The sequence below is a fragment of the Pseudoalteromonas sp. MelDa3 genome (assembly GCF_002863625.1).
Classification (GTDB): Bacteria; Pseudomonadota; Gammaproteobacteria; order Enterobacterales; family Alteromonadaceae; genus Pseudoalteromonas; species Pseudoalteromonas arctica.
Genome location: NZ_PJBR01000087.1, coordinates 1 through 18,640, shown reverse-complemented (window position 1 = coordinate 18,640; position 18,640 = coordinate 1). Strand labels below are relative to the sequence as shown.

At 38.6% G+C, this 18,640-nt stretch carries 18 protein-coding genes; 7 read left to right on the top strand and 11 right to left on the bottom strand.

Annotation, left to right across the window (positions count from 1 at the left end; all coding sequences use genetic code 11):
• From CXF89_RS14960 to CXF89_RS14950, 3 genes are all read right to left on the bottom strand, one after another.
• Positions 1–1,156 (bottom strand): ABC transporter permease (locus CXF89_RS14960; RefSeq protein WP_145990826.1); only part of this gene is annotated, 1,156 nt, incomplete at its 3' end.
• Positions 1,149–1,937: an ABC transporter ATP-binding protein gene (locus tag CXF89_RS14955; RefSeq protein ID WP_007586825.1), complete on the bottom strand. Its 789-nt coding sequence runs from the start codon at positions 1,935–1,937 to the stop codon at positions 1,149–1,151. The genes CXF89_RS14960 and CXF89_RS14955, both read right to left, overlap by 8 nt.
• Positions 1,934–2,746: a DUF3025 domain-containing protein gene (locus CXF89_RS14950; protein WP_121955054.1), complete on the bottom strand. Its 813-nt coding sequence runs from the start codon at positions 2,744–2,746 to the stop codon at positions 1,934–1,936. Before CXF89_RS14950 ends, CXF89_RS14955 begins: the two co-directional genes overlap by 4 nt.
• A 113-nt stretch (positions 2,747–2,859) precedes the next feature.
• Here CXF89_RS14950 and CXF89_RS14945 point away from each other — a divergent pair, with 113 nt between their 5' ends.
• Together CXF89_RS14945 and CXF89_RS14940 are read left to right on the top strand one after the other, a co-directional pair.
• Positions 2,860–4,485 (top strand): M28 family metallopeptidase, encoded by a 1,626-nt coding sequence (locus tag CXF89_RS14945; protein ID WP_121955053.1) that lies wholly within the window; start codon positions 2,860–2,862, stop codon positions 4,483–4,485.
• A gap of 160 nt (positions 4,486–4,645) precedes the next feature.
• Entirely contained in the window at positions 4,646–5,821 is a 1,176-nt protein-coding gene (locus CXF89_RS14940) for a putative manganese transporter (RefSeq protein WP_121955052.1), read from the top strand.
• Positions 5,822–5,891: 70 nt separating this feature from the next.
• Here the strand turns inward: CXF89_RS14940 and CXF89_RS14935 are convergent, their stop codons facing one another.
• From CXF89_RS14935 to seqA, 7 genes are all read right to left on the bottom strand, one after another.
• On the bottom strand, positions 5,892–6,257 hold the full coding sequence (locus tag CXF89_RS14935) for a DUF805 domain-containing protein (RefSeq protein ID WP_121955051.1): 366 nt from the start codon (positions 6,255–6,257) through the stop codon (positions 5,892–5,894).
• A gap of 149 nt (positions 6,258–6,406) precedes the next feature.
• Positions 6,407–7,990 (bottom strand): dihydrolipoyllysine-residue acetyltransferase, encoded by a 1,584-nt coding sequence (locus CXF89_RS14930; RefSeq protein ID WP_121955050.1) that lies wholly within the window; start codon positions 7,988–7,990, stop codon positions 6,407–6,409.
• A gap of 8 nt (positions 7,991–7,998) precedes the next feature.
• Positions 7,999–8,976 carry an alpha-ketoacid dehydrogenase subunit beta gene (locus tag CXF89_RS14925; RefSeq protein WP_121955049.1) on the bottom strand — a complete coding sequence of 326 codons (978 nt, stop codon included), beginning with the start codon at positions 8,974–8,976 and terminating at the stop codon, positions 7,999–8,001.
• The gene (locus CXF89_RS14920; protein ID WP_024592587.1) at positions 8,976–10,190 is read right to left on the bottom strand and encodes a thiamine pyrophosphate-dependent dehydrogenase E1 component subunit alpha; all 1,215 of its coding nucleotides are present in this window, start codon (positions 10,188–10,190) and stop codon (positions 8,976–8,978) included. The genes CXF89_RS14925 and CXF89_RS14920 overlap by 1 nt, the downstream gene beginning before the upstream one ends.
• A 265-nt stretch (positions 10,191–10,455) precedes the next feature.
• Entirely contained in the window at positions 10,456–11,508 is a 1,053-nt protein-coding gene (astE, locus tag CXF89_RS14915) for a succinylglutamate desuccinylase (RefSeq protein ID WP_121955048.1), read from the bottom strand.
• 121 nt (positions 11,509–11,629) lie between these two features.
• Complete coding sequence (gene pgm / locus CXF89_RS14910; protein WP_007586850.1) at positions 11,630–13,267, bottom strand: phosphoglucomutase (alpha-D-glucose-1,6-bisphosphate-dependent); 1,638 nt, start codon at positions 13,265–13,267, stop codon at positions 11,630–11,632.
• A gap of 9 nt (positions 13,268–13,276) precedes the next feature.
• On the bottom strand, positions 13,277–13,873 hold the full coding sequence (gene seqA / locus CXF89_RS14905; RefSeq protein WP_121955047.1) for a replication initiation negative regulator SeqA: 597 nt from the start codon (positions 13,871–13,873) through the stop codon (positions 13,277–13,279).
• A 220-nt stretch (positions 13,874–14,093) separates the two neighbouring features.
• Here seqA and CXF89_RS14900 point away from each other — a divergent pair, with 220 nt between their 5' ends.
• From CXF89_RS14900 to fur, 5 genes are all read left to right on the top strand, one after another.
• Entirely contained in the window at positions 14,094–14,861 is a 768-nt protein-coding gene (locus CXF89_RS14900; protein ID WP_121955046.1) for an alpha/beta fold hydrolase, read from the top strand.
• A gap of 95 nt (positions 14,862–14,956) precedes the next feature.
• A complete protein-coding gene (locus CXF89_RS14895; RefSeq protein ID WP_002962930.1) occupies positions 14,957–15,178 on the top strand; it encodes a DUF2788 domain-containing protein in 222 nt (73 codons plus the stop codon).
• A 2-nt stretch (positions 15,179–15,180) separates the two neighbouring features.
• Entirely contained in the window at positions 15,181–15,459 is a 279-nt protein-coding gene (ybfE, locus tag CXF89_RS14890) for a LexA regulated protein (protein ID WP_002962928.1), read from the top strand.
• A 14-nt stretch (positions 15,460–15,473) separates the two neighbouring features.
• The gene (gene fldA / locus CXF89_RS14885) at positions 15,474–16,001 is read left to right on the top strand and encodes a flavodoxin FldA (protein ID WP_007586856.1); all 528 of its coding nucleotides are present in this window, start codon (positions 15,474–15,476) and stop codon (positions 15,999–16,001) included.
• A gap of 186 nt (positions 16,002–16,187) precedes the next feature.
• Entirely contained in the window at positions 16,188–16,631 is a 444-nt protein-coding gene (gene fur, locus CXF89_RS14880) for a ferric iron uptake transcriptional regulator (protein WP_007586857.1), read from the top strand.
• 308 nt (positions 16,632–16,939) lie between these two features.
• Here the strand turns inward: fur and glnS are convergent, their stop codons facing one another.
• Positions 16,940–18,598 (bottom strand): glutamine--tRNA ligase, encoded by a 1,659-nt coding sequence (gene glnS / locus CXF89_RS14875; protein ID WP_121955045.1) that lies wholly within the window; start codon positions 18,596–18,598, stop codon positions 16,940–16,942.
• Positions 18,599–18,640: the final 42 nt, after the last annotated feature.

Here is an 18,640-nt window from a genome sequence, read left to right as displayed (position 1 = left end):
GTCCGGCTGCAATGATTGCAGTTGCTAAAAATATTAAGCCTACAAATGTGTAATCAACAGTCCCTTTTACTATTTCTTTAATTGCTAAAGCCACGTTTGTAACAGGAATGAATGCTGTTTTAGCAGTAAGCTCCATATTTGGCATTATTGAAATAATAATAGGGAAAAACACGCCCATACTTAAGGGGGCCATATAGTTTTGTGCTTCTTTAAACGTACGTGCATAAATAGATATAGCCAGTGCCAAAGCCGAAAATATAGCAGCCACAGGCAGTAGCAATACAAATATCATCAGTAAATCGGTTACCGCTAATGTACTAAATGCCGCTTTAATAAAATCTAGATCGGCAAATGCTAACGCCAGTGCTATCCAGCAGCCCATACTTAAGACCGTTATGGTTGTGGAGGCAATGGATGTAGTTAACAAAGTTATAAATTTACCAAGCACCAGCTCTGTACGCGTAATAGGTGTTAGTAGGAGTGTTTCTAGCGTGCCGCGTTCTTTTTCGCCAGCGCCTAAATCAATAGCGGGATAAGTAGCCCCCATTAGTACTAATGGTATAAGTAAGTAAGGTAAAAACCCGCCAATTTTTTCGCCAAGGTTTTCACGTTTATCGGCTGTATCCACCTTAATTACTTCAATTGGGTTAAGAATAGATTTTTGAACAGACTCTTCAATACCAAAACTGATTAGCTTTTGAGTTTGCAGTACGTCACTGTATTCTTTTGCTAGCTCTTTAACGCGTTCGAATAAAAAGTTAATAGATTTTGAATCGTTAAAAACAACCTGCCACTGACTTTGTTCACCATTATCTAGTGTTTGCTCAGCATGGCTTGGTAAATAAATACCCATATCAATATCGCCAGCTATAACGCCAGCTTTAAGCTCTTCAATGTTATTAAAGGTTTTAGCACCTTTATAAAGCTCAAAACTTTTGTGATAAAACACTTTATCAGTAAATTCTTGTGCATATTCACCATTAATAATGGCATACGTATTTACTTTTTGTTCTGCGTCCATTGCTGCTTGTGAGCTTATAAATGCCATTACGGCAAACAATAACGGAAATATAGCGACAGGAAGCGCAACAACAAATAATAGCGTTTTTTTGTCGCGTAATAACTCTCTTAATTCCTTTTTAAATACCTCAAACATCATGTTTCTCCGTTAATATGTTCATAAACGCTTGATTAAGCTCATCACTATTACCTGCTTGTTTAAATTCATCTACTGTTCCGTCGAAGCAGCTAATACCTTCGTTAATTACAGCGACTCGGTCACATAAAAGTGCAACTTCATCTAAATGATGGGTCGAAAAAATAACAGGAGTACCTTGCGCCTTTAAACCCTTAATAAATTGAATAACGGTTTGCGTGGTCATTATATCCAGACCCGTTGTTGGCTCATCAAGCACAACAACTGCTGGGCGATGAACAACAGCACGCGCAATATTTGCTTTTTGCTTCATACCTGTTGATAGGTTTTCTGCGCGTTTATCTACAAACTTATGCATATCAAGCAATGTAAATAGCTCATCACAACGCGATGCAATATCGCTTTTGCTCATACCGTGGAGCTTTGCAAAATACTCTATGTTTTCTTTTACAGTTAAGCGGCCATACAAACCGGTAGAGCCCGATAAAAAACCGATAGACTTACGCCCCAGTAGCGGTTTTTTTACAATGTCGTTTCCGGCAATTGTTATTGAACCTTCATCGGGCTTTAACGCGGTTGAAATCATTCTAAGTGTAGTTGTTTTACCCGCACCATTTGGGCCTAGCAACCCAAGTACTTCACCCTTTGCGCAGCTAAAACTCACATCTCGTACTGAGTGAAAGTAATCTTTATCTTCACGAGGGTCGATGTCGTCTATTTTATTTTTTTTGTGATCTTTAGTTAGCTTAAATTTCTTTTTAAGCCCAGCAACTTCTATCATGTTCGTATCCTTCGTTTCGCTCTAAAATAATCTGTATTGTTGTAAAAAGAGTCGTCTTTGTTTTCGTCATGCCAGCCAGGCACACCTAATAAAGGCAGTGGTGAAAGCTGTTTGTTATCGGCTAAGCAGTTATCTGTATTAATCATCTCATAAAGGGCTTGGTCTAGGTACTGATATTGAGTAACTAAATCTTTACAAAATATTTCATCCGGTACACAAACAAACAATGCTTTACCCGTTAAACCTATATAAGGTTTGGTGAGCATTTCATAATTAGCATGGCCAAACATAAACGCTTTAATGCTTTTTCCCCATTCGCTTTTATGCTCAACAAATGCTGTTTTCCATTGATGATCGCTAAGCCACTGCTGCCATTTACTCTCACTTATAGCTAATACAACACCACATTCATCAAAGAGCGTTAGTGCATTACGATGCTTAGTACGCTTTTGCAAACCATGCTCAGCTATATCTTGCACATGACGCTGGTTAATAAGTGCTTTGGTTTTAGGAAATAAACACCAAATAAAGCCACCAAATAAGTCATGCCAGTTCTCACTGCGTGTAGGTACAACACCCGTTTCAAAAATAACTTGTTCGTAATAACGATCGCCAAAATCTACCTTTGCATCATCTTCAAAAGTAATAGGAATATTATTCGCATTAATAGCGGTTAAAAATGGAGAAAACCACTGCGGCGCCGGCCAATCTGTTAATTCGTTAACTTTAAACAGCTCACGTAAATGCGCAAATGCACCTGTTTCTAGACTACTGATTTGCCACTGCTCGGGGGGAGTAAAACGCTTCATTTAAACCTTTAACAATTTATGCCTATAATTTACGAGAAGTTTACCGCAAAAACTGGTTCTACTTAATAGAAGTTAATATACTAATCACAACTTAAAACAAAAAAAGAGCTGACATGAAACATTATTTCTCTCTCACACTCCTCGCTACTGCTGTTTTAGCAGGTTGCGCAACAACAAGTATTACACCTACTGATGTAACAAATGGTTATAACAGTATTCAAGCTGATGAATTGGCTAAACATGTAAAAGTACTCGCATCAGACGAATTTGGTGGTCGCGCTCCTTCATCACCTGGCGAAAAGCTAACGCTTGATTATTTAACTGCGCAGTTTAAAGCTTTAGGTTTAAAACCAGGTAATGGCGACAGTTACTTACAAGAAGTGCCATTAGTTTCTTTAGAAGCTGATTCGAACATGGTGCTTAGTATTGGCGGTAAAGACTACCAATACAAAAAAGACATGGTTATGGGTAGCAGCCGCATAAGCGCTCAAGAAGGCATTGAAAACTCTGAACTTGTATTTGTGGGCTACGGCGTTAACGCACCTGAATACAATTGGAATGATTACGAAGGTTTAGACGTTAAGGGCAAAACGGTTGTAATGCTGGTTAACGATCCGGGTTTTGCAACAAAAGACCCTGCTTTATTTACTGGCGACGCAATGACCTATTATGGGCGTTGGACATACAAATACGAAGAAGCGAGTCGCCGTGGTGCCGCAGGTGCAATTATTATTCATGAAACAGCACCTGCATCCTACCCGTGGTCGGTTGTTGAAAACTCGTGGAGCGGCGAGCAGTTTGGTTTTCAAAAAGAAAACAACAATATGGACCGCGTAGCCGTTGAAGGCTGGGTTACAACTGACGTAGCAAAAGAGCTTTTTACTAAAGCAGGTTTAGATTTTGATACCGTTAAAACGAATGCTGCTAAAGGTGCTTACCATGTTGATATGGGCGATTTAACTGCTTCTGTTAGTATTAAAAACACGATTAAAAAATCGGTGTCGTATAACTTTATCGCCACTTTACCTGGTAGTGAAAAACCAGATGAGCATGTTATTTACTCGGCTCATTGGGATCACTTAGGTACAGATAAAACACGTAAAGGCGATCAAATTTATAACGGTGCTCACGACAATGCAACGGGTACCGCTGGGCTAATTGAAGTAGCTGAAGCCTTTACTAAACTACCTAAGCACCCTAGCCGCTCAATGACATTTTTAGCGGTAACTGCTGAAGAGCAAGGCTTATTAGGTTCTAAATACTATGCGGCAAATCCAGTAATTGCAGCGGATAAAACAGTCGCTAACATAAACATGGATAGCTTAAATTTATTAGGCAAAGTAAAAGACATGAATGTGGTTGGTATAGGTAAATCACAAATGGATGAGTTTTTAGAAACTGCAGCTAAAGAGCAAGGCAGAACAATATCAGGTGATCCTAAACCATCATCGGGTGGTTATTACCGCTCTGATCACTTTGCATTCGCTAACATGGGTATTCCGGCTATGTACGCAGGTGGCGGAACCGTCGCTGCTGATGAAGAAACGGCTAATTACCGTAAACGTATGAGCTTAGTACTTCGCGGTTGTTACCATCAACCATGTGACCGTTACCGTGATGAATGGGATTTATCGGGTGCTGTTCAAGACTTACAATTATTTTATAAGGTAGGTTTTGATATTTCTGAAACAGAACAGTGGCCAACGTGGAATACAAACTCTGAATTTCAGCGTAAGTAGTTCTATTTAATCACAGCCTAAAATTTAAGTTTAAACTAACTTAGATTTAGCTATCGAAAAACTCAAACAGAGTAATCGATTTAAATAGATGCTAATGATATTGATTATCATTTAATTAAAATATACAGTGTGACCTAGTTAATTTATTAGGTCGCATTGTATGATTTCACTTCCTCACATTGGTTTTATTACTCCTGCCTCAAAACGATTTTTGAGCCAAAATAAACGCTTACTGCTGCCTTTATTTATTTTAACTTGCCTTGCAATACCGCAATTACGCGAAATTACAATGACCGCACTCAGTGATGCATTTTTTCAAGTGAGTGTGTTTGTTGCTGCTACCCTTTTAATTTATTACTACGCTATAGAACACTTACCTCAATTAGAGCTTAGTTATTTAAGTGCCAAGTCCCCTATTTTAGAAATTAGCTTTGCAGCGGTTTTAGGTGCATTACCTGGCTGTGGTGGGGCTATTATTGTGGTTACTCAATTTACAAAAGGTCAAGCAAGCTTTGGTGCTATTGTTGCTGTGCTAACAGCTACAATGGGCGATGCAGCGTTTTTATTACTTGCTACCCGCCCTACTGAAGGCTTGTTAATTATGGGGATAGGGTTAGTTGTGGGTACATTCAGTGGTTTACTGGTTACTACAATACACAAAAAAGACTTTTTACGCCCAACCGCGCAAGAACAAAAGCACCAAATTAAAATACTCTCAACTAACATTATTAAAATCAGTAAACCGGTTTGGATGGTAGCAATTATCCCAAGCCTTATAATTGCCTTTTTGATTGCGTTTAATGTTGATTTTTCACAGTTTGGTTCAAGCACAAGCACTGTAATTACGCTATTTGGTGCGGTAATGGCTTTATTTATTGTTAGTATTTGGGCGCTTTCGTCAAGAGGTGAAAGCTATCAAGAAGTAACGTCAGAAGACGATGCATGTAACCCCCCTTCTAAAATAATAAAAGTATTACAAGATACCCATTTTGTAACGGCATGGGTTGTAGCCTCTTTTATGCTATTTGAGATTTTGGTTAACATTGCAGGACTTGATTTAAAAACGTGGTTTGTACATTACGCCTATTTAGCCCCATTAATTGCAGTGCTTATTGGATTTTTACCCGGCTGTGGCCCGCAAATAATTGTTACAACACTTTATATTCAAGGCATTATTCCCTTTAGTGCTTTAGCAGGAAACGCAATTTCTAACGATGGTGATGCGTTATTTCCAGCAATAGCAATGGCGCCTAAAGCTGCAGTTATAGCTACACTTTATACGTCTATTCCCGCATTAATAGTTGGTTATGGGTTGTATTTTTTTGCTGAAATTTAAAAGAATGAGAAATAAAAAAACAAAAAAGCTCAGCAATTGCTGAGCTTTTAACATGTTAAGTTATTCTTACTTATACAGTTGCAGGTTCTACTGCTAATTCTTTTGGATTTGGACCAAAATCATTTTCGCCTTCGTGTGAATCTTGAGCAAGGAAAACAATTAAAACAATCCAGCCGATTACTGGCACTAACCAAAGTAGCTGCCACCATCCTGAACGGCCTGTGTCGTGTAAACGACGTGCACCCGCACTCAATTGAGGGATCAATAAAGCTAAGCTATATATTGAGCTTACGAACATTGTGTTTGTAATACCATCTATAACACTTGTTAAAAGCGAAAAAATAATATTAATTAGCATAAACATCCAAAATGCTTTACGACGATTACGGCCTGAAAAATCTGCGTAGCTACGCAACGCATTCATATAATGTTCCATGAAATTTCCTTAGTGTTATTTTTTATATTCCCTAACGGGGTTAACTTTATTACTTTTTAGTAACATTTGTATCTTAATTAAAAACAGCTGACATTAAAACAAAAAACCAGCTAAAAGCTGGTTTTTATTACATATTAACGATTTAGCTATTAACTCATAGCCATCATCATTGCCGATGGGTTTTCTAAGTACGATTTCCATAGGTTATTAAAGCGAGCAATAGTGCCGCCATCAATAACGCGATGATCGCCAGACCAGCTCACTTGCATGATAGCTTTACTTACAACTTGCCCACTTTCGTCAAAACGCGGTAAATGCTGTAGTTTACCAAGCGCAACAATAGCCACTTCTGGTTTATTAATTATAGGGGACGCGATAGTGCCGCCAATAGCACCAATGTTAGAGATGCTAATTGTCCCACCTTTTAAATCATCGGGTGCAACACGGCCCTCTCGCGCTGAATGAGTTAAGCGGGTTAAATCATTTGCCACATCAATAATGCTTTTACTCTGGCACGATTTAATATTAGGCACTAACAAGCCAATTTTAGAATCAACCGCTATACCGATATTATGATCGTTATAGTAGGTAAGCTCTGAGCATTCATCGTTCACTTTAGAATTAAGTACAGGGTACTCTTTCATTGCTAGCGAGAGTGCTTTTACAAAAAATGGCATCATGGTGAGCTTAACGCCTTGTGCTTTGTACTGCTCTTTTAAAGCGCTACGCAAAGCTATAAGCTGTGTTAAGTCTATTTCATCACTAAACGTAAAGTGCGGAATAGTTGAAACCGAAGCTACCATTTGCTTGGCCATGGCCGCTTTAATGCCTTTAATTTGCTCTACTCGTACGCCACCGCTTTGATTCTGTGTTTGGTTTTGTACTGCACTTTGAGAAGCATCGCTATTAAGCGGTGAAGTATCAATAGTATTTGGCACTTCGCCTTTTACAAACACTTCAATATCTTGCTTGTAAATACGGCCATTTTTACCACTACCTGGTACACAGGTTAAATCAACATCTAGTTCACGTGCTTTACGACGAACCGCAGGTGATGCAACCGCTTTTTGATTGATAACTTTAGCAGCTTGCTGCGTTTTAACAGGGGCAACTTTTTCAGCGACGGCATTAGTTTGAGCCTTTACGACCGCTTGGTTTATATCAACATTTGGTTTTGCTGCACTGCCTGCAATTGTCATTTGAAACAACGGGCTATGTACTTTTGCTATTTCGCCTTTTTGGTAATATAGTTTTTTTACTGTGCCTGTATATTTTGCCGGAATTTGTACTAATGCTTTGTCGGTCATTACGTCACAAACCGCTTGGTCTTCTTCTATTTCGTCGCCTTCAGCAACTAACCAATCAACAATCTCACACTCAACAATACCTTCACCAATATCCGGTAATATAAAGTCCTCAACCACATCAGCTGCATCATTAGTTTTATTTTCAGCTTGTACTGGCTCTTGTACTACTTCATTGTTAGTGTTTTCACCTGCTACATCCATAGCGAATAAAGGGGCATGTACTTTAGCAATCTCACCTTTTAGATAATATAGCTTTGAAATAACGCCATCATGCACTGCCGGAATTTGTACTAATGCTTTGTCTGTCATAACATCGCAAATTGGCTGATCCTCAGATACGGTATCGCCTTCTTGTACTAGCCATTCAACTACTTCGCATTCAACAATGCCTTCACCAATATCGGGTAATATAAAATCTTTAGCCATGGTAACCCCTAAAAATCCATTGATTGTTTAATTGCAGCCAACACTTTTAGTGCATCTGGTACGTATTCTTTTTCAAGTGCCAGCGGGTATGGCGTATCTAGACCACATACACGTAAAATTGGCGACTCTAAATGCAAGAAACACTCTTGTTGTATTGTTGCGGCTATCTCTGCCCCAAAGCCATTGGTTATAGGCGCTTCATGACTCACGATTAAACGGCCGGTTTTAATAACCGATTTAGCAATCGTTTCAACATCCCATGGTAAAATACTACGAAGGTCAATAACTTCACAGCTTATACCTTGCTCACTTGCTTGCTTTGCTGCATCTTCAATAATCTCCATTTGAGCACCCCACGCTAAGAGCGTAATATCGGCACCCTCTTGCACTACTTCAGCCGTGCCTAATTCAATACTATAATCTTCTTCTGGCACTTCGCCAATTGATGCGCGATATAAACGCTTAGGCTCAAAAAATATGACCGGGTTATCGTCTTTAATTGATGCACGTAATAAACCTTTAGCTTGATAAGGGTTACGCGGTACAACTACTTTCAAACCCGGTGTGTGCGCAAAATACGCTTCGGGTGATTGTGAATGGTATAAACCACCGGCAATACCGCCACCATAAGGTGTACGAATAGTTAAGTTACCTACATTAAATTCATTACCACTGCGATAACGAAATTTAGCGGCTTCATTTACTATTTGATCAAACGCTGGGAAAATATAATCCGCAAATTGAATTTCTGCCAATGCAGGTGCACCAAATGCCGCTAAACCATTAGCAAAGCCTAAAATACCTTGCTCGGTTAAAGGCGTATTAAAAACACGATGTTTACCGTACTTTTCTTGTAAGCCCGATGTTGCTCTAAATACACCACCGAAGTAACCAACATCCTCACCAAAAATACAGGCTTGAGGGTTTTCATTCATCGTAATATCGAGAGCAGAGTTAATTGCGTGGAGCATGTTCATTTTAGCCATTACTTAATTCTCCCTGCGGTTACTGGGTAAGCATCTGGATGCTGTTTTATATGTTCTTTTAGTTGCTCGTACTGGCGTTGCAATAATGGAATTGGTGTATCGTAAACGTCAGATACCAGTTCTTCTAAAGCGGGCTTTGCAACAACTTCAGCACGTTTAAGCGCGGCTAAAATTTCTTCACGAATCGACTCTTTTGCTTTTATATCGTCTTCTTCGTTTAACCAGTCTTGCTTGACCAACCATTTTCTAAATTTATCAATAGGGCACGTTTGATGATTAGCTTCTTCATCTTTAGAGCGATAACCACTTGGATCGTCTGACGTAGAGTGCGCACCTAAACGATAAGCAATCGATTCAATAAGTACAGGTTCACCTTGTGTTGAGGCTATTTCGCGTGCTTTTTTAGTTGCCGCATAAACAGCAAGTGCATCTGTGCCATCAACACGAATTGTTTTAATGCCATAACCCACACCACGCGAGGCAATACCATCGCCTTTAAATTGCTCATCAGCAGGGGTTGATATTGCATATCCGTTATTACGTGCAAAAAATATAACCGGCGCTCTGTGAACAGCGGCCATATTTAAACCGGCATGAAAGTCACCTTCAGATGCAGCACCTTCACCAAAGTAACAAATAGTCACATTATCAATTGTGCTGGCAAGCTCGCCTGTTTTAACGTCGATGTGCTTTATTTTTTGGCCATATGCATAACCCGTTGCCTGTGGTATTTGCGTACCCAATGGCGATGAAATCGTCATGTAGTTTAGCGCTTTAGAACCATAGTGAATTGGCATTTGACGGCCTTTGCCTAAATCCAATTCATTTGAAAACATTTGGTTCATAAATTGATCAAGCGTAAAGCCACGATAATGCAGGGCTGCCTGTTCACGATATTGAGCCATGATCATATCGTCTTGATCAAGTGCAGCAGCAGAGGCTGTAACTGCGGCTTCTTCGCCTAGGCATTGCATATAAAAACTAACACGGCCTTGGCGCTGCGCGCCTTGCATACGTTCATCTAACAAACGTATAAAACGCATTGTTTCATATAACTTAATAGCGGTATGTTTTGAAATGTCAGGTGCGGTTGCACTAGGATGAATGTCGCCGTCCTCAGTTAAAATACTAAGGGTTGGAATATTAAGCGCTTGACCATCAATAAATTCAAGCTCGTGGTTAATATTCAGCGATACGTTATTTGGATTACTCATAACCTACCTTCTTTTGTTGTCGGTAAAACAGTGCCCCTTTAAATTATTATTGTGGGTGATTGTTGCTGGTTAAACTTTGCAACATCTGCACTATCTTTAATTAAAGCTGCCAACACTTTACGTTAACGTAAAGTGTTATTCAACAGATCTGGGACGAAACAAAAGCAAATACTGGTTAAATAAGTGGCAAGTTAACGATACGGTTACTTTAATTAATAGTAATCATATAGTTAACTTTAAGTTACTAGTGGTCTGATGAGTTAAATTAGACGAAATTGCTATCAATATCCATTGGAATAACAGTAAGGAGTGCTCTTTGCCCTAATGCTACGCTCGCATTTGGAAAAATAATAGCCTCTCCTTCAACGTCAGCGTAAATCGCTGTATCACCGTCGGTTGCAAGTAGTTCACCTTTCGCAAAGCCAGTAAAGTTCTCGGCATCGTCAGAAAAAGGAAAGCTAAAATCGTTCTGCGTTCTATTAATTGTGCGATGGACAGCAAATAATTCAAAATCATTTGCATTAAATTCAGGATATTTAACTTCATTTTGACTAATTAATGCAGTTAAGGTTTGCTTTGTTTTTTCAAAGCGAGCCATATCGTTTTGACCAAATGGCTTAACTTGACCCAGCTCTACCGTAAAAGAATCAGCACCGTGTATAAATGACGAATAATAGCTAAATGTTGTTGCAGGAGATTTCATCATAAGTACGGTATTTACACCACAGCTCAATAAAAATTGTAGCTGCGACTTTTTCCATGGCTTACCATGTAAAAATGGATACACAGCAAATTTTTCGTTTTTAGAGCCTCTAATTGCAGTGTGTAAGTCGTAATGACATCGGCTACTGCCTTGCTCGCCACGTGTATAAAAATCGCTTACGTATCGCTCAAGCTTTGCAGCGCGGTTTCGCTCATTATTCATTGGTACACCTTCAATTGTATGGTGACCATTAAATAATCTATTTAAGTTTTCTTCTACAAAACGCAGGCCAATATTAATTGATTGTGGATTACCGTAAATAAACAAAACACGCTGCTTAAGTATCAGCTCGCCTTTTATAATTTGTTTAATAAGTGCATCACAAATTTCAATTGGCGCAGTTTCGTTACCGTGTACAGCGCTTGAATAAACTACATCTTTTGACGTTGTAACAGCAGGTTGAAACTCAATGACTCCGGTATCGTGTATATTTACACGAGTCCCATTATCTAAAACAAACTCACCTGCATCTAAATGCCATTCGTTGTCACGACTAAGCGTTAAAAAATTGCCTGTTTGTTTTAATTCATTTAAGTAAGATGGATTGGCTGACATGTAATAAGCCCTTTAAAAATAATGTGAGAGTAGACTCTTATGCATATATTTTTATAAATACACAAGGTATAGAAACGAAAACGGCTGAATAAATCAGCCGTTTTAAAATTATTAGATTAAGTTAGCTTATAACTGAATCTACAAGCTTTTTAGCTTCTTTTTCAAGTAACGCTAAATGCTCTTCACCTTTAAATGATTCAAGGTATATTTTATAAATATCTTCAGTACCTGATGGACGCGCTGCAAACCAACCATTTTCAGTAACCACTTTTAAACCACCAATGGCGGCATCGTTACCTGGTGCATGAGTCAATTTTTGCAAAATAGGCTCGCCAGCAAGTGTATCTGCTTTTACATCAGAAGCACTCAATGCTTTTAAACGTGATTTTTGACCGCTTGTGGCTGGTGCATCTAGGCGTTTATAAATTGGAGAGCCAAACTCTTGTTCTAATTCTTTATAAAGCGCTGATGGCGTTTTACCTGTCACAGCAAGTATTTCTGCAGCGAGTAGACCCATAATGAAGCCGTCTTTATCTGTACACCATACAGAGCCATCAAAACGTAAGAATGCAGCACCTGCGCTTTCTTCGCCACCAAAGGCAAGCTTGCCTTTGCTTAAGCCTTCAACAAACCATTTAAAGCCTACTGGTACTTCTTTAACCTTACGGTTGTTTCGAGCAGCTACTTTGTCGATCATAGAGCTAGAAACCAATGTTTTACCAATTTCTACGGTTTCATTCCAATCACGGTGTTTAAGTAAGTAATCGATTGCCACTGCTAAAAAGTGGTTTGGATTCATTAAGCCATCTGGCGTTACAATACCGTGACGATCGTAGTCAGGGTCGTTACCAATAGACACATCAAAATCATCTTTTAGTGCAATAAGATTTGCCATTGAATAAGGTGATGAACAATCCATACGAATTTTGCCGTCTTTATCAAGTGGCATAAAAGCAAAACGTGGATCAACAACATCATTAACTACGGTTAAATCTAAATTATATTTTTTTGCAATGACTGGCCAAAAGTTGATGCCTGAACCACCTAGTGGATCGATACCAATTTTGATACCTGCATCGCTAATTGCTTTTAAATTAACGATATTTGCTAAGTCATCAATATAAGGAGTCATTAAATCTTCGTAGCGGATAAAGCCAGAACGCGATGCTTTAGCGAATGGGAACAACTCAACTTCAACTAAATCTTCTAGTAAAAGTTGATTAGCTCTGTCTTCAATCCATTTAGTGACGTCGGTATCTGCTGGTCCGCCATTAGGTGGGTTGTATTTAAAGCCACCATCTTCAGGAGGGTTATGCGAAGGAGTAACAACAATCCCGTCTGCTAATTCATTTGGGTGTAGCTTATTGTGGCTCACTATGGCATGGCTGATAACTGGCGTTGGTGTAAAATCACCGTCTTCTTGCGTTATCACTTGCACTTCGTTAGCAACTAATACTTCAATAGCCGAGTTAAATGCGGCTTCACTCAATGCGTGTGTGTCTTTGCCTAAAAATAACGGACCAAATATGTCATTTTGTTTTCTGTAATCACAAATAGCCTGAGTAATCGCTAAAATGTGTGACTCGTTAAATTTAACATCGTAAGAACAACCACGGTGGCCTGAGGTACCAAAGGCAACACAATGCTCTGGATTTTGTTCAAGATCAGGTTCATTTAAGTAATACGCAGATACTAATTTAGGTACGTTAACCAGTGCCGATTGTGGAGCAGTTTTGCCTGCGCCTGAGTGAATAGCCATTATATTTCCTTACAGGTAATCGCGAATTTTTTCAGCTTGCTCTGCACTATATCCAAGGCAAAGAGCAACTTCATGAAGCATCATTTTTTTACGCGTTGTATTAGAATTAGTCATAACCCAATATTCACTATCGGTTATGTTTTTAGGATTCATACTACTACCGCTATTTACTAAAGCTTCTTTACTAGTAGCAAAGTAAACACGGTCACGCCCTTTTATGTCTAATACCGCAGAAAAATCAGTTTTATGTGTGCGGTAAAATGCACTTAAAATAAACAAAAAGCGTCCAACAACACCTTTTTGCATTGCCAGCTCTTCTTTATTTAATACATTAAAAACATTATCGCTTTTTTGCTTCACGGGTGAGTGAGCTACAGGCGTTTGTTTTTTTGAAATCTCAGCAGCAGATGGCTCTGAGCTTTTTAATGTGGCGGTAGACGTAGTCGCAGTTTGATTATTTTGAGTTAGTTCTACGTTTGCGGTTTGAATTTTTTCGCCGCTCAGATTTAATAAACGACGTAAAATAGTGGATGCACTTTCACCAATACTTTGCGTATTGCTAGCAATATATTGATATAACTCGTCGTCTATGTCGATTTGTTTCATGTTCTTCCTGTCATTACGGGTCACATTTTTCTCTCCCGTGTGATTATACCCAAACCAATCAGAAATGCGAGTTACAACAAGCACTCCCGTAAACATATTAATATTTACCTCATTGTTGTTGATTTAACAAACAAAAGCCCAATTTAATAAATAGTCGCTGTATTTTTTGCTTTTTAGAGCAATGCTCGGCAAACTATGGCGAAATTTTCAGGAGGCGGGTATGCAGTTAAATTACAAGCAACAAGGGCAAGGTCCTAATGTTATTTTGATACATGGGCTTTTTGGATCATTAGAAAACCTAAATGTAATAGCAAAACCATTAAGTGAACACTTTACTGTTATTAACGTTGATTTACGTAACCACGGGCTTTCTCCTCATAGTGATGAAATGAACTACCCGGCAATGGCACAAGATATTGTTGAGTTATTAGCACATTTGAACATAGATAAAGCACATTTAGTTGGGCACTCTATGGGTGGTAAAGTGGCAATGGAATTAGCGCTTACACATCCTGAACTTGTAAATAAGCTTGTTGTACTTGATATAGCACCTGTTAGTTACCCTGCTCGGCACACAAAAATATTACAGGCATTAAAAGCGGTTTCAGCACAATCAATTGACGATAGAAAACAAGCTGATGCTCTAATGCAGCCTTACATAGAAGAGCTGGGAGTTCGACAGTTTCTACTTAAAAGCCTCGCTAAAAATGAGGAAGGTCATTTTGCATGGCGATTTAACTTAGATGTGCTTGACGAAAAATATTCTACAATCACATCCAATGTTAATGAAAACAATTCTTGTTTATGCGATACTCTTTTCATTAAAGGTAATGATTCTGACTATATTTTGCCCGAGCATCGTACTGCAATTAAAGCTCGCTTTAAAAATACCAAGGCTAAAATAATTCATGGAGCAGGCCATTGGCTTCATGCTCAAAAGCCACTTGCTGTAAATAAAGCGATAAACGACTTTTTAACTGCGGTTTAAAGCAATTTTAATCGCGTGTTTTTGATTTTGCGCACTAAATATATGAATAATTATATGCTATAGTACGCGCCGTTTAATTTAAAGGTTATACGTTGATGGTCAGTCAGTTAATTAACGAATTTGATACCCTAGGGTTGTATTTTGGCTTAGCCGGTATTTTCATATTCATCGGCATGGCAATTAAAGACGTACTAAAAAGTGGCAATGTGCCTAAGTTCGGACAATACATTGTCTGGGGCGTGCTCTTTTTAGGTTGTTCAGGCTTTATTGCTAAAGGTCTTATTCAAGTATTTTGGCAAGGCGCAGGTGTAGGTTAAGCATGGCGAAGTCAGAAACAGATAGAACTACACTCGATTTATTTGAATACGAAAAACGCCCAGGCAGACCTAAAACCAATCCCCTTTCACGGGATATGCAGTTAAAGGTAAATAAACGTAATCAAATAAAAAGAGATAAAGCACGTGGCTTAAAGCGTGTTGAATTTAAAGTTTCATCGCAGTTATATCAAGCATTGAGTGATATGGCAGATGCACAAAATATTAGCCGCAGTGCGCTGATTGAAACGATTTTACAAGAAAGATTGGCTATTGATACATAAAAGGTTTTAAATCCATGGCAAGTGTAGGCATTTTTTTCGGAAGTGACACAGGTAACACAGAACACGTAGCAAAAATGATCCAAAAAGAATTGGGTAAAAAGCTAGTGGCTGTTCATGATATTGCAAAAAGCTCTAAAGAAGAGATTGCTGAATTTGATTTAATCTTATTCGGTATCCCTACTTGGTACTACGGCGAAGCACAATGTGACTGGGATGACTTTTTTCCAGAACTTGAAGAAGTAGACTTTGAAGGTAAACTTGTTGCTATTTTTGGTTGTGGAGACCAAGAAGATTACGCTGAGTACTTTTTAGATGCGATGGGCATGATCAACGATATCGTTACTGAACGTGGCGCTATTGTTGTTGGTCATTGGCCGAGCGAAAGCTATGACTTTGAAGCATCTAAAGGCATGGCTGATGATAAGCATTTTGTAGGTTTGGGTATCGACGAAGACCGTCAACCAGAGCTTACAGAACAACGTGTTAAAGCATGGTCTGCTCAAGTATATGAAGAAATGTGTTTAAGTGAATTAGCTGACTAATTTACTGCATATATCGCTAGCTGTTTAAATAATTATCAAACAGTTAGCGTTTTAAGCTTTAGTGGCAATATAAATCAATTGTTCTTTGCACTTAACGCTTAGGCACGTTATCCTGTTTGTTGCTAATGTGTCGTGTACATCTTTGCAAGATGTCTAGTATAACCAAATAAAATTGAGACAGATTTAATGACTGATCATAACTTGGAACTTAAAAAAGCCGGTTTAAAAGTAACTTTACCGCGTATTAAAATATTAGAGATTTTACAATCTCCAGATAACCAACACATCAGTGCTGAAGATGTTTACAAAATTCTTTTGGATCTAGGTGAAGAAATTGGTCTTGCAACTGTATACCGCGTACTTAACCAATTTGATGATGCGGGTATTGTAAGCCGTCATCACTTTGAAGGTGGCAAATCAGTATTTGAACTTTCAGGAAGCACACACCACGATCATTTAGTATGTTTGAAGTGTGGCAAAGTTGTAGAGTTTGAAGATGAGATGATTGAACGTCGTCAACTTGAAATTTCTGAAGAAAATGGTATTACACTTACAAACCATTCTTTATATTTATACGGTGAGTGTAACGATAAAGCAGCGTGTAAAGAATTTAGCGACGCTAACAGCTAATACCGCTTTTAAAAAGCAATAAAAAACCTGCTAAGTGCAGGTTTTTTTGTGTCTAAAATACGCTTGTAATAAACATACCCAGTAAAAACTGGGGATATTAAACCTGAACTCTGGTTAAGAGATTTACCAACGTATTGAATCATGGTGATATTTAAATTTATTTTCTCTAGGCAGAAATTTCAAGTGAAAACAAGGCGAATTCACGCGTCAATAGCTGGCCTATTGCAAGTAAATTCAACGCAGTTAGCGCTGAAAATAGCTGCTCGAGATAGATTTATTATCCAGAGTTCAGGTTTTTTAAATATTACTTATTGAGTTTTAGACCATGAATCACGAAGACCCACTGTTTGGTTAAATACAACGTTCTCTGATTTAGAATCACGAGAGAAATAACCTGTACGCTCAAACTGAAAGCCCTGCTCTGCTTGTGAATTAGCAAGCGATGGCTCTAATTTAGCGTTTGATAAAACAACCAGTGACTCTGGATTTAATGTTGTTTCAAACTCATCAGCGGCTGCTGGGTTTGGAACACTAAACAAACGATCGTATAAACGAACTTCTGCCGTAATACACTCTGGTGCTGAAACCCAGTGAATAACACCTTTTACTTTACGTCCATCACTTGGATTTTTACCAAGTGTTTCAGTATCGTAAGTACAGAAGATAGTTGTGATTTCACCATTTTCGTCTTTTTCAACACGCTGTGCTTTAATAACATAAGCACCACGTAAGCGTACTTCTTTATCAAGCACTAAACGTTTAAACTTGTTATTCGCTTCTTCTTTAAAGTCTTCTCGTTCTATATAGATTTCACGAGTAAATGGTACATCACGACGACCCATTTCTTCTTTATTTGGGTGGTTAGCCACAGATAAAACCTCAACCTTGTCTGCATCGTAGTTTTCAATAACAACTTTAACAGGATCGAGTACGGCCATTGCACGTGGTGCATTTTCGTTTAGATCTTCACGGATACATGCTTCAAGCATACCCATTTCAACCATATTCTCTTGTTTTGTTACACCAATACGCAAACAAAACTCACGGATTGAACCTGGTGTATAACCACGGCGACGTAGGCCTGCAATTGTAGGCATGCGTGGGTCATCCCACCCTTCTACATGGTTATTTACCACTAAATCGCTTAGCTTACGCTTAGACATAATTGTGTATTCAAGATTTAAACGTGAAAACTCAATTTGCTGTGGGTGACACTCTAAACTAATGTTATCAAGTACCCAGTCGTACAAACGACGGTTATCTTGAAACTCGAGTGTGCATAATGAATGTGTAATACCTTCGAGTGCATCAGAAATACAGTGCGTGAAGTCATACATTGGGTAAATGCACCACTTGTCTGCTGTTTGATGATGATGAGCAAAACGTACGCGATAAATAATTGGATCGCGAAGCACCATAAATGAGCTAGCCATATCAATTTTAGCACGCAGGACACATTCGCCTTCTTTGAATTCGCCAGCACGCATTTTTTCAAATAACGCTAGGTTTTCTTCAACTGATGTATCTCTGTACGGGCTATTTTTACCTGGCTCTTTCAATGTACCACGGTATTGGCGTGCTTCGACTGCTGTTAAAAAACAAACGTACGCTAAGCCTTTATTTATAAGCTCAACAGCGTAACCATATAAAGTATCAAAATAGTTAGAAGAATACTTTATATCGCCATCCCAGTTAAAACCTAACCACTGTACGTCTTCTTTTATAGAATTAACGTAGTTAATGTCTTCTTTTTCTGGGTTTGTATCGTCAAAACGTAAGTTACATAAACCGTTGTAATCTTTTGCGATGCCAAAATTTAAACAAATTGATTTGGCATGACCAATATGCAAAAAGCCATTTGGTTCAGGTGGAAAACGTGTATGCGTTGTTGCATGCTTTTTACTTGCTAAGTCTTCATCAATTCGGGTTCTAATAAAGTTACTTGGGCGATTCTCAATTTCCGCCATAGGAGTGTAGTCCTCTAAATATTACGTAATAACGTAATATTT

What these genes read in the sequence shown, in the direction of transcription:
- seqA (WP_121955047.1), bottom strand. Translation starts at nt 13,873, where the DNA reads ATGAAACAAATCGACATAGACGACGAGTTATATCAATATATTGCTAGC.
- CXF89_RS14955 (WP_007586825.1), bottom strand. Translation starts at nt 1,937, where the DNA reads ATGATAGAAGTTGCTGGGCTTAAAAAGAAATTTAAGCTAACTAAAGAT.
- fldA (WP_007586856.1), top strand. Translation starts at nt 15,474, where the DNA reads ATGGCAAGTGTAGGCATTTTTTTCGGAAGTGACACAGGTAACACAGAA.
- CXF89_RS14945 (WP_121955053.1), top strand. Translation starts at nt 2,860, where the DNA reads ATGAAACATTATTTCTCTCTCACACTCCTCGCTACTGCTGTTTTAGCA.
- CXF89_RS14930 (WP_121955050.1), bottom strand. Translation starts at nt 7,990, where the DNA reads ATGGCTAAAGATTTTATATTACCCGATATTGGTGAAGGCATTGTTGAA.
- CXF89_RS14920 (WP_024592587.1), bottom strand. Translation starts at nt 10,190, where the DNA reads ATGAGTAATCCAAATAACGTATCGCTGAATATTAACCACGAGCTTGAA.
- CXF89_RS14925 (WP_121955049.1), bottom strand. Translation starts at nt 8,976, where the DNA reads ATGGCTAAAATGAACATGCTCCACGCAATTAACTCTGCTCTCGATATT.
- CXF89_RS14935 (WP_121955051.1), bottom strand. Translation starts at nt 6,257, where the DNA reads ATGGAACATTATATGAATGCGTTGCGTAGCTACGCAGATTTTTCAGGC.
- CXF89_RS14895 (WP_002962930.1), top strand. Translation starts at nt 14,957, where the DNA reads ATGGTCAGTCAGTTAATTAACGAATTTGATACCCTAGGGTTGTATTTT.
- fur (WP_007586857.1), top strand. Translation starts at nt 16,188, where the DNA reads ATGACTGATCATAACTTGGAACTTAAAAAAGCCGGTTTAAAAGTAACT.
- ybfE (WP_002962928.1), top strand. Translation starts at nt 15,181, where the DNA reads ATGGCGAAGTCAGAAACAGATAGAACTACACTCGATTTATTTGAATAC.
- astE (WP_121955048.1), bottom strand. Translation starts at nt 11,508, where the DNA reads ATGTCAGCCAATCCATCTTACTTAAATGAATTAAAACAAACAGGCAAT.
- CXF89_RS14940 (WP_121955052.1), top strand. Translation starts at nt 4,646, where the DNA reads ATGATTTCACTTCCTCACATTGGTTTTATTACTCCTGCCTCAAAACGA.
- pgm (WP_007586850.1), bottom strand. Translation starts at nt 13,267, where the DNA reads ATGGCTATTCACTCAGGCGCAGGCAAAACTGCTCCACAATCGGCACTG.
- CXF89_RS14900 (WP_121955046.1), top strand. Translation starts at nt 14,094, where the DNA reads ATGCAGTTAAATTACAAGCAACAAGGGCAAGGTCCTAATGTTATTTTG.
- glnS (WP_121955045.1), bottom strand. Translation starts at nt 18,598, where the DNA reads ATGGCGGAAATTGAGAATCGCCCAAGTAACTTTATTAGAACCCGAATT.
- CXF89_RS14950 (WP_121955054.1), bottom strand. Translation starts at nt 2,746, where the DNA reads ATGAAGCGTTTTACTCCCCCCGAGCAGTGGCAAATCAGTAGTCTAGAA.